Source organism: Kitasatospora atroaurantiaca, from assembly GCF_007828955.1.
GTDB classification, from domain to species: domain Bacteria; phylum Actinomycetota; class Actinomycetes; order Streptomycetales; family Streptomycetaceae; genus Kitasatospora; species Kitasatospora atroaurantiaca.
The window spans coordinates 1,716,159-1,730,380 of record NZ_VIVR01000001.1; the positions used below are offsets into that span (position 1 = coordinate 1,716,159).

The 14,222-nt window shown below is 69.9% G+C and carries 12 protein-coding genes; 1 reads left to right on the forward strand and 11 read right to left on the reverse strand.

Annotated features, from left to right (window positions below):
- Window positions 1-12: 12 nt before the first annotated feature.
- Both lspA and FB465_RS07705 read right to left on the reverse strand, forming a co-directional pair.
- Window positions 13-672 (reverse strand): signal peptidase II, encoded by a 660-nt coding sequence (gene lspA / locus FB465_RS07700; RefSeq protein ID WP_145788834.1) that lies wholly within the window; start codon window positions 670-672, stop codon window positions 13-15.
- Window positions 673-709: 37 nt separating this feature from the next.
- Window positions 710-1,294, reverse strand: coding sequence for a TraR/DksA family transcriptional regulator (locus FB465_RS07705; protein ID WP_246192564.1), 585 nt, complete (start codon window positions 1,292-1,294; stop codon window positions 710-712).
- A 505-nt stretch (window positions 1,295-1,799) separates the two neighbouring features.
- On the opposite strand from FB465_RS07705, the gene ileS reads away from it, so the two are divergent.
- Complete coding sequence (gene ileS / locus FB465_RS07710; RefSeq protein WP_145788836.1) at window positions 1,800-4,928, forward strand: isoleucine--tRNA ligase; 3,129 nt, start codon at window positions 1,800-1,802, stop codon at window positions 4,926-4,928.
- 306 nt (window positions 4,929-5,234) lie between these two features.
- Here ileS and FB465_RS07715 read toward each other — a convergent pair whose 3' ends face one another.
- From FB465_RS07715 to ftsW, 9 genes are all read right to left on the reverse strand, one after another.
- Window positions 5,235-6,602: a DivIVA domain-containing protein gene (locus FB465_RS07715; RefSeq protein ID WP_145788838.1), complete on the reverse strand. Its 1,368-nt coding sequence runs from the start codon at window positions 6,600-6,602 to the stop codon at window positions 5,235-5,237.
- A 49-nt stretch (window positions 6,603-6,651) separates the two neighbouring features.
- Window positions 6,652-6,942: a YggT family protein gene (locus FB465_RS07720; RefSeq protein WP_145788840.1), complete on the reverse strand. Its 291-nt coding sequence runs from the start codon at window positions 6,940-6,942 to the stop codon at window positions 6,652-6,654.
- Between the two features lie 86 nt (window positions 6,943-7,028).
- Window positions 7,029-7,628 carry a cell division protein SepF gene (locus FB465_RS07725; protein ID WP_145788842.1) on the reverse strand — a complete coding sequence of 200 codons (600 nt, stop codon included), beginning with the start codon at window positions 7,626-7,628 and terminating at the stop codon, window positions 7,029-7,031.
- A gap of 207 nt (window positions 7,629-7,835) precedes the next feature.
- A complete protein-coding gene (locus tag FB465_RS07730) occupies window positions 7,836-8,624 on the reverse strand; it encodes a YggS family pyridoxal phosphate-dependent enzyme (RefSeq protein ID WP_145788844.1) in 789 nt (262 codons plus the stop codon).
- On the reverse strand, window positions 8,621-9,355 hold the full coding sequence (gene pgeF / locus FB465_RS07735; RefSeq protein WP_145788847.1) for a peptidoglycan editing factor PgeF: 735 nt from the start codon (window positions 9,353-9,355) through the stop codon (window positions 8,621-8,623). Before pgeF ends, FB465_RS07730 begins: the two co-directional genes overlap by 4 nt.
- Entirely contained in the window at window positions 9,352-10,551 is a 1,200-nt protein-coding gene (ftsZ, locus tag FB465_RS07740; protein WP_145788849.1) for a cell division protein FtsZ, read from the reverse strand. Before ftsZ ends, pgeF begins: the two co-directional genes overlap by 4 nt.
- A 380-nt stretch (window positions 10,552-10,931) precedes the next feature.
- On the reverse strand, window positions 10,932-11,708 hold the full coding sequence (locus FB465_RS07745; RefSeq protein ID WP_145788852.1) for a cell division protein FtsQ/DivIB: 777 nt from the start codon (window positions 11,706-11,708) through the stop codon (window positions 10,932-10,934).
- Window positions 11,701-12,807, reverse strand: a complete 1,107-nt coding sequence (gene murG, locus FB465_RS07750; RefSeq protein ID WP_145788854.1) for an undecaprenyldiphospho-muramoylpentapeptide beta-N-acetylglucosaminyltransferase — start codon at window positions 12,805-12,807, stop codon at window positions 11,701-11,703. Before murG ends, FB465_RS07745 begins: the two co-directional genes overlap by 8 nt.
- 6 nt (window positions 12,808-12,813) lie before the next feature.
- Window positions 12,814-14,181, reverse strand: coding sequence for a putative lipid II flippase FtsW (ftsW, locus tag FB465_RS07755; protein ID WP_425461147.1), 1,368 nt, complete (start codon window positions 14,179-14,181; stop codon window positions 12,814-12,816).
- Window positions 14,182-14,222: the final 41 nt, after the last annotated feature.

The window sequence follows — 14,222 nt, forward strand, 5'->3', positions numbered from 1 at the left end:
AAGACCCCTGATTCACTCGCCCTTGGCGGCCTGATGGGTCGTACCGTCCGGATTGCTGCCCCGGAAGGACAACAGGACCACCAGAATCCCGCCGCACACGATCGCCGAGTCGGCCAGGTTGAAGACCGCGAAGTGCTGGACGGAGATGAAGTCCACCACATGGCCCCGGAAGACGCCGGGCGTGCGGAACAGCCGGTCGGTGAGGTTGCCGAAGGCACCGCCCAGCAGCAGACCCAGCGCGATGGCCCAGGGCAGGCTGTACAACTTGCGGGCGATCCGCCAGATCACCACGATCACGGCGGCCGCGATCAGCGTGAACACCGCCGTCATCGCCTGGCCCATACCGAAGGCGGCCCCGGCGTTGCGGATGACCTGCAGGGTCACGATGTCGCCGGCCACCTCGATCGGCTGGTGGCCCTCCAGCCTGGCCACCACCAGCAGCTTGCTGCCGAGGTCGATCAGGTAGGCGAGCAGGGCGACCGCGAGCAGCACGCCGATCCGGCGGCGCCTGACGACCGTCACTCCGCTCTCGACGGCGGTCTCCTCCACGGCGTCCTCCGGGAGCGCGGTCGGGACGGAGTCGTCCTGGGTCTTCGGGGAACCTGGCGTACTGATGATCCGCTCCGCTGCCGTGACAAATGGGCCGACGTTACGGGGTCGAGCGTACGGCAACGCCCGACCCCTTGGCCCACTCTGCTGCTCGCCTTGACTACCTGCGTTCCTGCTTCGCCTTGCACTGAACGCACAGCGTGGCCCGCGGGAAGGCCTGCAGCCGGGCCTTGCCCACCGCCTGGCCGCAGGACTCGCACACTCCGAAGCCGACGCCCTCCAGCCGGGCCAGCGCGCGCTCGGTCTGGGCCAGGCTGTCCCGGGCGTTGTTGGCCAGGGCCAGCTCGCTCTCCCGGTTGATGTTCTTGGTACCGGCGTCGACCTGGTCGTCCCCCGCACCGTCGTTCGAGTCGCGCATCAGGCCGGTGATCGCCGCCTCCGCGGCCTCGATCTCGGCCCGGAGCCGCACCAGCTCGCCGTCCAGCTCACCGTGCAGCTCGGCGACCTCGGCCGCCGTCCAGGGGTCCTCACCTGGGCGTACGGGCAGCTCGGCCGGGTCCACCGACTCGGCGCCGCCCCTTGCGCCGGTCCCCGCCGGCGTGTGGGTGCGGCTGGTCGCCGCGACCCGCCCGGCCGTCGTCGTACTGGTCTTGTGCCGTGTGTTCACGGTCCCCTCCCCTGAGTCGCCCGCCACGGCCTTGCGTGCCCGCTTGGTGGCGGTAGCGCCGGTTGCCTTCTCAGCCATGGCTTCGACCTCATCTACGAACGAATCGAACCGCCGGTTCCCGGCGGCCTCCAGTGCCGGAACGATAATCCCCATCGAATCCGGTCACAACGGGACATACCGATGCCTCATACCGATCCCACCCGAGCAGCCGCCGCTGCCGCCCCTGCCCGAGTGCTGACCAAGTTGTGCCCAGATCGTCATCGGCTAACCACTCAGCGAGTTACGGCAAACCCACTTGTCGGGGCCGATACACTGAAGCCTGCAAGGCGCAGATGGGACGAGTACCGACGTACGCAGCCATGAGCGACCCGGGGATGGTGCGAGCCCGGGGGTGTGCACGGCGGGAAGATCACCCCGGAGCCGCCGGAAGAACGGCCTCACGGCCCACTAGACCCGGCAGCAAGCCCAAACAAGAGGGCCGCACGCACCACCGCGGTCAAGGAGGGTGGTACCGCGGGACGGCAGACACCGTCTCGTCCCTCCGTCGGATCAGACCCACGCATCCGCCGGAGGTAGAAGCCCAGTGACCACCTACAACCCCGTCCCCGCCCAGGTGGACCTCCCCGCCCTCGAGCACCAGATCCTGAGCTTCTGGCAGGACAACAAGGTCTTCGAGCGCAGCCTGGAGCAGTCCGAGGGCCGCCCCGAGTGGGTGTTCTACGAGGGCCCGCCGACCGCCAACGGCATGCCCGGCGCCCACCACATCGAGGCCCGCGTCTTCAAGGACGTCTTCCCGCGCTACCGGACGATGAAGGGCTACCACGTCGCCCGCAAGGCCGGCTGGGACTGCCACGGCCTCCCGGTCGAGCTCGCCGTCGAGAAGGAGCTCGGCTTCTCCGGCAAGCAGGACATCGAGAAGTACGGCATCGCCGAGTTCAACGCCAAGTGCCGCGAGAGCGTCACCCGCCACACCGACGAGTTCGCCAAGCTGACCACCCGCATGGGCTACTGGGTCGACCTCGACGAGGCGTACCGCACCATGGACCCCTCCTACGTGCAGTCCGTCTGGTGGTCCCTCAAGCAGATCTTCGACAAGGGCCTCCTCGTCCAGGACCACCGCGTCGCCCCCTGGTGCCCCCGATGCGGCACCGGCCTCTCCGACCACGAGCTGGCCCAGGGCTACGAGACCGTCGTCGACCCCTCCGTCTTCGTCCGCTTCCCCCTCACCTCCGGCCCCCTCGCCGACGACGCCTCGCTCCTCGTCTGGACGACCACCCCCTGGACCCTGGTCTCCAACACCGCCGTAGCCACGCACCCCGAGGTGACCTACGTCGTCGCCACCGACGGCAACGAGAAGCTCGTCGTCGCCGAGCCCCTCCTCACCAAGGCCCTCGGCGAGGGCTGGGAGCCCACCGGTCAGACCTTCACCGGCCGCGAGATGGAGCGCTGGACGTACCGACGCCCCTTCGACCTCGTCGAGATCCCGGACGCCCACTACATCGTCAACGCCGAGTACGTGACGACCGACGACGGTACCGGCCTGGTCCACCAGTCCCCGGCCTTCGGCGCCGACGACCTCGCCGTCTGCCGCCAGTACGGCCTGCCGGTCGTCAACCCGGTCATGCCCGACGGCACCTTCGCCCCCGAGGTCCCGCTGGTCGGCGGCATCTTCTTCAAGAAGGCCGACGAGACCCTGGTCGCCGACCTCAAGGCCCGCGACCTCCTCTTCCGCCACCTCCCGTACGAGCACAGCTACCCGCACTGCTGGCGCTGCCACACCGCGCTGCTCTACTACGCGCAGCCGTCCTGGTACATCCGCACCACCGCCGTCAAGGACGCGCTGATCCGGGAGAACGAAGCCACCAACTGGTTCCCCTCCTCCGTCAAGCACGGCCGCTTCGGCGACTGGCTGAACAACAACATCGACTGGGCCCTCTCCCGCAACCGCTACTGGGGCACTCCCCTCCCCATCTGGCGCTGCGAGGAGAACCACCTCACCTGCGTCGGCTCCCTCGCCGAGCTCTCCGAGCTGACCGGCACCGACCAGAGCAGCCTCGACCCGCACCGCCCGTACATCGACGACGTCACCTTCGACTGCCGCGAATGCGGCGGTCTGTCGACCCGCGTCCCCGAGGTCATCGACGCCTGGTACGACTCGGGCTCCATGCCCTTCGCCCAGTACGGCTACCCGCTCCAGAACAAGGAGCTCTTCGAGAAGCGCTACCCGGCGCAGTTCATCTCCGAGGCGATCGACCAGACCCGCGGCTGGTTCTACACCCTCATGGCCGTCGGCACCCTCGTCTTCGACAGGAACAGCTACGAGAACGTCGTCTGCCTGGGCCACATCCTCGCCGAGGACGGCCGGAAGATGTCCAAGCACCTGGGCAACATCCTCCAGCCCATCCCGCTCATGGACCAGCACGGCGCCGACGCCGTCCGCTGGTTCATGGCGGCCGGCGGCTCGCCCTGGTCGGCCAGGCGCGTCGGCCACGGCACCATCCAGGAGGTGGTCCGCAAGACCCTCCTCACCTACTGGAACACCGTCGCCTTCCAGGCCCTCTACGCCCGCACCACCGGATGGGCCCCCTCCTCCTCCGACCCGAAGCCCGCCGACCGCCCCCAGCTCGACCGCTGGGTCCTCTCCGAGCTCAACACCCTCGTCCGCGAAACCGACGCCGCCCTCGAGGCCTACGACACCCAGCGCGCCGGCAAGCTCCTGTCGGGCTTCGTCGACGACCTCTCCAACTGGTACGTCCGCCGCGGCCGCCGCCGCTTCTGGCAGGGCGACAAGGCCGCCCTCGCCACCCTCCACGAGGCACTCGAAACCGTCACCCGCCTGATGGCCCCCCTCACCCCGTTCATCACCGAACGCGTGTGGCAGGACCTCGTCGTCCCGGTCGACCCGACCGCCCCCACCTCCGTCCACCTGGCCACCTGGCCGACCACAGACGAATCCCTCATCGACACCGACCTCTCCCGCCACATGGCCCTGGTCCGCCGCCTGGTCGAACTCGGCCGCGCCACCCGCGCGGAGTCCGGCGTCAAGACCCGCCAGCCGCTCTCCCGCGCACTGATCGCGGCCCAGGGCTGGGACGAACTCCCCGCCGACCTGCGCGCCCAGATCGCCGAAGAGCTCAACGTCTCCGCGCTGGAGTCCCTGGCGGCCGTCGGCGGCTCCCTCGTCGACACCACCGCCAAGGCCAACTTCCGCGCCCTCGGCAAGCGCTTCGGCAAGGGCGTCCAGGACGTCGCCAAGGCAGTGGCGGCCGCCGACGCAGCCGCCCTCGCCGTCGACCTCCGCACCACCGGAGCGGCAACCGTCTCCCTCAACGGCGAGACGGTGGCCCTCTCCCCCGACGAGGTCATCATCACCGAGACCCCGCGCGAGGGCTGGGCGGTGGCCAACGAGTCCGGCGCGACCGTCGCGCTCGACCTCCACATCACCCCGGAGCTCAAGCGCCTCGGCATCGCCCGCGACGCCATCCGCCAGATCCAGGAGGCCCGGAAGAACTCCGGCCTCGACGTCGCCGACCGCATCATCCTCCGCTGGCGCGCCGCCAACGAGGAGACCGCCGAGGCGATCGCCGAGCACGGGCCGCTGGTCGCCGACGAGGTCCTCGCCGTCGACTTCCAGGCCGGCGCGGCCGACTGGGAGTCCGAGAACTTCTCGGACGAGGGCCTCGGCCTCGCCTTCCAGCTCCGCAAAGCGTAACCGACAACACACCAAGCGGGGCCGTCTCCACACCGGAGGCGGCCCCGCTGCCGTACCACCGGCCCTACGGGAGGGGACGCGGGACGGGGTGGGTTGCGGAGGGAGGCGTAGAAGTGTGATGTGTGAGCCGCCAGGCTCGTACATCACACCAGCCCCCTGGAGCAGCTTCCCCGGCCCACGTCCCCGGCACCCCACCCGCACCCCGGCCCCGTAAACACACCGCCCCCACACACGAGGGCGCCCCCACCGTGACAATCCGTCACAGAGGGGGCGCCCTCGATGTACTACGTCAGCGACTCAAGCGACTCAGTTGTCGCCGTCCTCGTCGATCAGGAACCCACGCATCGGCGCCGGAGCCTGCTGCATCGGCTGCGGCGGCTGCGGACGCACCGCAGCCATCGGCTGGGTCATCCCCGCCGGAGCCATCTGTGCGGCACCGCTGCCACCGTTCGCCTGGCCCCCGAACGAGGGCTGGCCACTGCCGCCACCGAACGAGTTCTGGCCGCCGAACGACTGCCCGTTGCCACCGAACGAGGGCTGGCCGCCGAAGCTCGGCGCCCCACTGCTCATCGAGGAGGCACCGGCCGAGGCCATCGACGAAGCCGCCGGCGGCAGCGAAGCGGTGGCCGGAATCCGCGGCGGAGCCAGCGAGTCGTCCGCCTGCGACTCCAGCTGCCGCAGCTGCGTCTCCAGGTAGGACTTCAGACGCGTACGGTACTCACGCTCGAAGGCCCGCAGGTCCTCGACCTTGCGCTCGAGCGTCGCCCGCGCGGACTCCAGCGAGCCCATCGCCACGCGGTGCTTCTCCTGAGCGTCCCGCTCCAGAGCGTCCGCCTTGGCCCGAGCGTCCCGCTCCAGCCCCTCGGCACGGCTCCGCGCCTCGCCGACGATCTTGTTGGCCTCGGAACGCGCCTCGGAGATCGCCTGGTCCGCCGTCTGCTGCGCGAGCGCGAGCACGCGCGCCGCGCTGTCGCCGCCGGCGCCCTGCTGCTGCATCGGGCCGCCCATGGGCCCACCGAGCTGCTGCCCCATCGGACCGCCCATCGGCTGCAGCTGCTGCTGCCCACCCATGGTCTGGCCCATCTGCTGCGGACCACCGAGCTGCGGCTGCCCCATCGGGCCACCCATCGGCTGCAGCATCTGACCGCCCATCGGCTGGACCAGCTGCTGCTGGCCGCCCATGGTCTGGCCCATCTGCTGCTGGCCGCCCATCGGCTGGCCCATCTGCTGCTGGCCCATCTGGCCACCCTGGCCGGCCGGGAGCTGCGGAGCGCCGGACGGAAGACCCAGCGGCTGGTTGCCCATCTGCTGCGGGACGGGACCGCCCATCCCCTGCGGGCCACCCAGCTGCTGCGGCCCGGGGCCGCCCATCTGCTGACCGGGGCCCTGCTGCTGGCCGGGCACCGGCGGGCCGGATATGGCAGCAGGCACGGGGGCGCCGGGACGCCCGTCCTGCGGCTGCTGCTGCTCCTTGCGCATGTTGGCCTGGTTCTGCGCAGCGGCCCGAGTGGCAGCGGCCAGCTTGGCGCGCAGGTCCTCGTTCTCGCGGAGCAGACGCGTCAGCTCGGCTTCGACCTCGTCGAGGAAGGCATCGACCTCGTCCTCGTCATAGCCTTCTCGCAGCCGGACGGTCGTGAACTGCTTGTTCCGAACGTCCTCGGGGGTCAATGGCATCTCTTCACCTCAACGTGATCGTCGGCACACCGGCATCCTGTCGCAGCGCTCAAGACGGCAGAGTCAGCACGAGCGATCTCAGGACAAACACAATGATCATCAGTACGAAGAAGGACAGGTCGAGCGCCACGCCCCCGAGACGCAACGGCGGGATGAATCGCCGAAGAAGCTTGAGCGGCGGATCCGTGACAGTGTACGTGGCCTCCAGGACCATGACCATGGCCTTCCCCGGACGCCACGAGCGCGCGAACTGGAAGACCCAGTCCATGACCAGCCTGAAAAGCAGGATCACCAGGAACACGGTCAGTGCGTAGTAGAGCACTGCCCATACGATCCCCATCCCGCTTCCCTCTCCCTGGCCGACGGACCGTCAGCCACCATCAGTCACTCACTGTTTCTGAACCCACACGTAAAGTCGTGGCCGGGTCAGCTCTGGTTGAAGAACCCACCCTCGGCGATCCGAGCCTTGTCCTCCGCCGTTACATCGACGTTAGCAGGCGACAGCAGGAACACCTTCTGTGTCACTCGCTCGATACTGCCGTGCAGACCGAAGACGAGTCCAGCCGCGAAGTCTACGAGCCGCTTGGCGTCCGTGTCGTCCATCTCTGTGAGATTCATGATCACAGGAGTGCCGCCGCGGAACTGTTCCCCGATGGTACGGGCCTCGTTGTAGGTGCGCGGGTGCAGCGTGGTGATGCGGTAGGGCTCTCGTTCGTTCACGACCTTGGGCATGATCACCGGGGCGCTCTTTTCGAGGTTGTGGCGGCGGTCGGGTGTGATGGACGACACTGGGGCCATCCGCGGCGTCTCCTGCCGAATCGGTACGGCAGCCGGAACGGGCTGCGGTGCGATGTGGGCGACCGGTGCCGGTGCCGGGGCGGGCCGCTGGAGGTCCTCCGTCCGTCCGGTGCGGATCGGCTCGGGGTCCGTGTCGTAGTCGTCGTCGGGGTCGTACCCCTGGCCGTCGTACGTCTCGTCCTCCACGAGGCCGAGGTAGACCGCCATCTTGCGCATTGCGCCGGCCATGCTCCTGTCTCCTCCGCTCTGTGGTGGATCGTCACCGGCGGCCTTCGCCTGCGGATTCCGCGGTCAATCCATGACTCGCCGAGGGCGATGGCCCGTCAGATCATGGAGGTGGCCGCGGAGATGCGATCCACGGTTAGCTAGCGCTGTAGAAAGCTGCTAGGTTCTGTCCTATTTTGTCCTGCAGTCTGATCTACTTACCCGGTGACGTTACCGGAGCGGTGACCGCACTCCGAGTACCGCCGTACCGACGCGTACATGTGTCGCTCCGGCGGCCACGGCCTGTTCCAGGTCGCCGCTCATACCTGCCGAGACCATCGTGGCAGCAGGATGCGCCGCCCGTACGGAGGTTGCGATTTCCGCCAGCCTCTCGAAAGCCTTCGCCGGGTCGCCCGCCAGGGGGCCGGCGAGCGGAGCGACGGTCATCACACCGGCCAGTCGCAGCCCGGGCGTGTCGGCGATCCGGTCGGCCAGCGCGAGCACCTCTCCGGGCGCCACGCCGGCCCGGCCCTCACCCTCGCCGGCCTCCTTGTCGAGGGCGACCTGGACCAGGCAACCCAGCGGGGCCCGCTCCGACTTGAGCACCGCCGCCGAGAGCGACTCCACCAGCCGGGGCCGGTCCACCGAGTGCACCAGATCCGAGTACCGCACCACCGAACGCACCTTGTTGGTCTGCAGCTGACCGACGAAGTGCCAGGTCAGGGGCAGGTCGACACACCGCTCCGCCTTGGGCGCGGCATCCTGGTCCCGGTTCTCCGCGACATCGGTGACGCCGAGTCCGGCCAGCAGGGCGCTGTCCTCGGCGGGGTAGGTCTTGGTGACCACGACCAGGGTGACCTCGTCCCGGCGCCGTCCCGCCGCGTCGCAGGCTGCCGCGATCCGGCGCTCCACCACCTCGAGGTTGGTTCCGAGCTCCTCGTAGCGGGCGCGCTGCTGTTCCGTCAGCGCCGCCAGGAAGTCCGGCGAGCCGGGGAACGGACCGTAGATGTCATTCGTCATGAGAGTTCAGAGCCCAACCAGACGTAACTCGCGAGCCGGCCGGTGCGCTGCTCACGGCGATAGGAGAAGTGATCGGCCGACTCAAGGGTGCAGACAGATGATCGCACCACCTCGGTGATCCCGGCCTCGGCGAGCTGCGCGGTGACCCCGGCGGGGACGTCCAGCGCGGGCGTTCCCCAGGAAGTCTCCGCATACGCGGCGGGCACCAGCGCCGCCACCTCCGCCCGCAGCGCCTCCGGCACCTCGTAGCAACGGCCGCACACGGCCGGGCCGGTGGCGGCGACGATCCGCTCGGCACGGGCCCCGAGGTCCAGCATCGCCCGGACGGCGGCCGGGACGACCCCGGCGGCCAGGCCCGGCCGGCCCGCGTGGGCGGCCGCGACGATGCCGGCGGCCGGATCGGCGAGCAGGACGGGCGTGCAGTCGGCGGTCAGCACCGCCAGGGCGAGCGGCCGGTCGGTGACCACCGCGTCCACGGTCGGGGCCTCCCCCGCCGGCTGGCGCTCCGTCACCACGGCGACCTCGGCTCCGTGCACCTGGTTCATCCAGACCACGTCGGCCGGGTCGAGCCCGAGCGAGGAGGCGGCGAGGATTCGGTTCTCCCGTACCGCCTCCGGCGAGTCACCCACCGCGCCGCCGAGGTTGAGCTCCCCGTACGGCGCGATGCTCACCCCGCCCCACCGGTCGGTGAAGGCGAAGTGAGCACCGTTTCGTACGCGCTGTTCGATCACTTAAGGAAGTCTGGCACGTCGAGTTCCTCCGCCGGGCTCTCCACGAACGGCTGCCGGGCCGGCTGCACCTGCGGCGGGACGGGCTGGGCGGTCGCGGTGACCGGGGACTCGGTGGAGCGGGACTCCTCGGAGCGGGCGGTCACCGAGCCGATGCTCCCGTACGACGGCCGGGTGGCCGGTCGCTCCGGAGCCGACGGCGCGGAGGCCGGGGTCGCCTTCACCACCGGGTCGCGGACGATGGCCGGCGGCTGACCGCCGTCGAAGCCCGCCGCGATGACGGTGACCCGGACCTCGTCGCCGAGGGCGTCGTCGATGACCGCACCGAAGATGATGTTCGCCTCGGGGTGGGCGGCCTCGCTGACCAGCTGGGCCGACTCGTTGATCTCGAACAGACCGAGGTCCGAACCGCCCGAGATCGAGAGCAGCACGCCGCGCGCGCCGTCGATCGAGGCCTCGAGGAGCGGGGAGGAGATGGCCATCACGGCCGCCGCCTTCGCGCGGTCCTCGCCGCGGGCCGAACCGATGCCCATCAGGGCCGAACCGGCGTCCGACATGACCGACTTGACGTCGGCGAAGTCGAGGTTGATCAGACCGGGCGTGGTGATCAGGTCGGTGATGCCCTGGACGCCCGACAGCAGCACCTGGTCGGCGGAGCGGAACGCGTCCAGCACGCTGACCTGGCGGTCCGAGATGGACAGCAGCCGGTCGTTGGGGATGACGATGAGGGTGTCGACCTCTTCGCGCAGGCCGGCGATGCCGTCCTCGGCCTGGTTGGCGCGACGGCGGCCCTCGAAGGTGAAGGGGCGGGTGACCACGCCGATGGTGAGCGCGCCCAGCGAGCGGGCGATGTTGGCGACGACGGGCGCGCCGCCGGTGCCGGTGCCGCCGCCCTCGCCGGCGGTGACGAAGACCATGTCGGCCCCCTTGAGGACCTCCTCGATCTCCTCACGGTGGTCCTCGGCGGCCTTGCGGCCGACCTCGGGGTTGGCGCCGGCGCCGAGGCCCCGGGTGAGTTCACGGCCCACGTCGAGCTTGACGTCGGCGTCGCTCATCAGGAGGGCCTGCGCATCGGTGTTGATCGCGATGAACTCGACGCCCTTGAGACCGACCTCGATCATCCGGTTGATGGCGTTGACACCACCGCCGCCGATGCCGACGACCTTGATGACTGCGAGGTAGTTCTGCGGTGCTGCCACGTCGAAGGCCTCTCGCCTCGAATTTCCGGGTCGGCTTCCCACGGTGCGTGAAAACCGACGGATGTCGATGGGTGGGGAGCACGGATTCGTGACGAGATGTCCGAAATTCCGACCACCGACCCGAACCCTAAACTTGACCTTTAGGGTTACTGATGTGCCTGCGTCAGGTCATCGTTCTCGCAAGCCTGCTGCGAAGAACTGCCTGGTAACACAGGACATTAGGTCGCGACGGCCCGGTGTTCAACGAACACGCCGAGCTTCCCTTTTTTCTTTTGAGCCTATGTGATCATCAACCGCCCGGTGAAACCGGGGTGACCACCAAGGGTCGGCCCGGAGCCGTGGCTCCGTCAACACCGCCCTCGGACATAGAACTTACCGGATCATCCCGACACTGCTGGCGCATCTGGCGCACTCACGTCATAATTCACGGCCTTTTGGCCCAGCAGAGCGGTCAGCACCCTGGCCTTCCGCTCGGTCCGGTCCGGGCTTCCCCACCGCACCGTGACCCCGTTTCCGAGCTGAAGCCGGATGTCGTCGTACGAGTGCACCTGGAGCGCACCGGCCCGCTTGGCGACGTCCGCCGGGAGGGCGGCGGCCACCGTCACCGCCGCCCGGACCAGCTCGGGCCGGCCGATCACCCCGAGGGCATCGTTCGCCTGCTGACTGAGGGCCAGCTCCACCACGGGGACCCCGGCGGGCGCCGTTGGTTCGGTCGCGAAGCTCACCCCCGTGGCGTCGACCTGGGTGAACTTCCCGTCCTCGGTCCTGACGGCGGCCACCGGCCGGCGCTCGACCACCTTGACCCGCAGGGTGTGCGGCCAGCCGCGCCAGACCTCGGCCTTCGCCACCCGCGGAACGGCCGCCACCCGGTGCTCGGCCTCGTCGAGGTCGACCCGGGCGAGCGGCCCGTCCTGCAGACCACCCAGGGCCTCACGGACCTGGTCCGCCGTCAGCCGGTCGCTCTCCAGACCCTGGACGGCGACGCTGCGCACGTCCAGCACCGAGGAGAAGAACACCAGCCAGCAGACCGCGCCCACCACCAGCGCCCCGAACGCACTCAGCACCACGATCCCGCGCCGGGAGAGGCGGAGCCGGGGAGCGCGCTCCCCGAAGTCCTCCTCCTCCAGCGGGTCCGTGAGAACCGAGGCGTCAGCCACGACGGCGGCCGCCCCTGGAGGCCTCGATCGCCTCGTAGACCATGCCGACCAGCAGCTCGTCCGCGTCCCGTCGCCCGAACTCGGCGGCGGCGCGGCTCATGTCCCACAGCCGCTGCGGGTCGGTGAGCACCGGAAGCACGTTCTGCAGCACCCAGTCGGGCGTCAGATCGGCGTCGTCCACCAGCAGGCCACCGCCCGCCTTGACCATCGGCTGGGCGTTCAGCCGCTGCTCGCCGTTGCCGATCGGCAGCGGGACGAAGGCGGCCGGCAGGCCGACGGCGGCCAGCTCGGCGACCGTCATCGCGCCCGCCCGGCAGAGCATGAGGTCCGCCGCGGCGTACGCGAGGTCCATCCGGTCCACGTACGGCACGGCGCGGTACGGCGGCATCCCGGGGATGTCGTCGATCACCGGGAGCTCGTTCTTCGGGCCGACGGCGTGCAGGATCTGCACGCCGTACTGCTGAAGGCGCGGGGCGATGGTCTGGATGGTCTCGTTGAGGCGCCGGGCGCCCTGGGAGCCGCCGGAGACCAGCAGGGTGGGCAGCCGCTGGTCCAGGCCGAAGTAGTGCCGGGCCTCGGGGCGCACCGCGTTGCGGTCCAGGGTGGCGATGGTGCGCCGCAGCGGGATGCCGATGTAGCGGGAGTCGCGCAGCTTGCTGTCGGGGGTGGAGACCGCGACGAAGTCGGAGTAGCGCGCGCCGATCTTGTTGGCCAGACCGGGGCGCGCGTTGGCCTCGTGCACCACGATCGGCACACCGGCCCGCTTGGCGGCCAGGTAGGCGGGCATCGCGACGTAGCCGCCGAAGCCGACTACGGCGTCCGCCTTGACCCGCTCGATGATCTCCTGGGCCGCCCTGACCGTGCCGCGCAGCCGGCCCGGGACGGTGATCAGCTCGGGGGTGGGCTTGCGGGGCAGCGGTACGGCCGGAATGAGCTCCAGCTGGTAGCCGCGCTCGGGCACCAGCCGGGTCTCCAGACCGCGCTCGGTGCCGAGGGCGGTGATCCCGATGGACGGGTCGTGCCTGCGGAGGGCGTCCGCGAGGGCGAGGGCCGGCTCGATGTGACCGGCGGTCCCGCCGCCGGCGAGTACGACATGCACCGAAATTCACCGCTCCCTGCGCGGCGGCCGGGGGGCCGGGCGCGCTGTGGTTCGTCGTCGTGGCAGCACCCGGGCCAGTCGTGTCCTGGTCCGGGAGTTCGAGCTCCGGGCGGCGAGTGCCGCCTTGGCCGCCGGGGAGCTGCGTGCGAAGCAGAGCAGCACCCCGATGGCGCACATGGCCGACAGCATGGCGGAACCGCCGTAGGAGAACAGCGGGAGCGGGACGCCCGCGATGGGCAGCAGTCCCAGTGCCGACCCCAAGTTGACCATGGCCTGCGCCATGATCCACGTGGTGACGGCTCCCGCGGCGTACCTGACGAAGGGATCCTTCGTACCGATGGCCACACGGATACCCGCATACCCTAGTGCCGCGAAGAGACCGAGAACCGACAGCGTCCCCACCAGACCGAGTTCCTCGCCCGTCGCGGCGAAGATGAAGTCGGTGTGCGCCTCGGGCAGCTGGCCCCACTTCTCGACGCCGGCGCCCAGTCCGGACCCGAACGGTCCGCCCGCGGCGAAGGCGTACAGGCCGTGCAGGGCCTGGAAGCAGTTGAGGTTGGGGTCCGGCTTGGTGACGCCGATGCAGGCAAGCCGGTCGAGGCGGTGCGGCACGGTGATGATCAGCGCGGTGCAGGCGACCACGGCGATGCCGAGGGTGGCGCCGAAGAGCCTGAGCGGGGCGCCGACCATCCAGAGCAGGCCGAAGAGCATCGCGATCAGGATCATCGTGGTGCCCATGTCGCCGCCGAGCATGATCAGCATCATCAGCACCACGGTGCCGGGCACCAGGGGGACGAGCAGGTGCTTCCACTGGTCCAGCATGTGGGTCTTCTGCTTGCGGGCGAGCAGGTCGGCGCCCCAGAGGACCAGGGCGAGCTTGGCGAACTCGGAGGGCTGGACCTGGAAGAAGCCCAGGTTGATCCAGTTCCGGTTGCCGTTGACCTTCATGCCGATGCCCGGGATGGCCACCAGCACCAGCGCACCGATCACCCCGCAGAGCAGCGGGTAGACCAGGGCCCGCTGGAGCCGGACGGGCATCCGCGCGAAGAGCACCAGCAGCACGGCGCCGAGCAGGACGGCGACCAGCTGTTTGCGGAAGAAGAAGGTGATCGGGAGGTGACGCTGCATCACCAGGATCTGGGAGGACGAGAAGACCATCACCAGCCCGAGCACCACCAGGAAGAGCGTGGCGCCCAGGATCAGGTAGTACGGCGTCAGCGGCCGGTCCAGCAGGTAGCGGAACCTGGCCCGCAGGGCCCGCGCCCGGGTGACCGGACCGGCGGACTTGAAGGTGGTCGTGGTCGCCGAGATCAGCTGCAGTCTGGAGGACCGCTCCGGCGGAGCGGCCGTCCCCGCCTTGCCCTCACCCGCCACGGTTCCCCCTTGTTGATTGGTCGACCCCAGGGGCGCGGGGA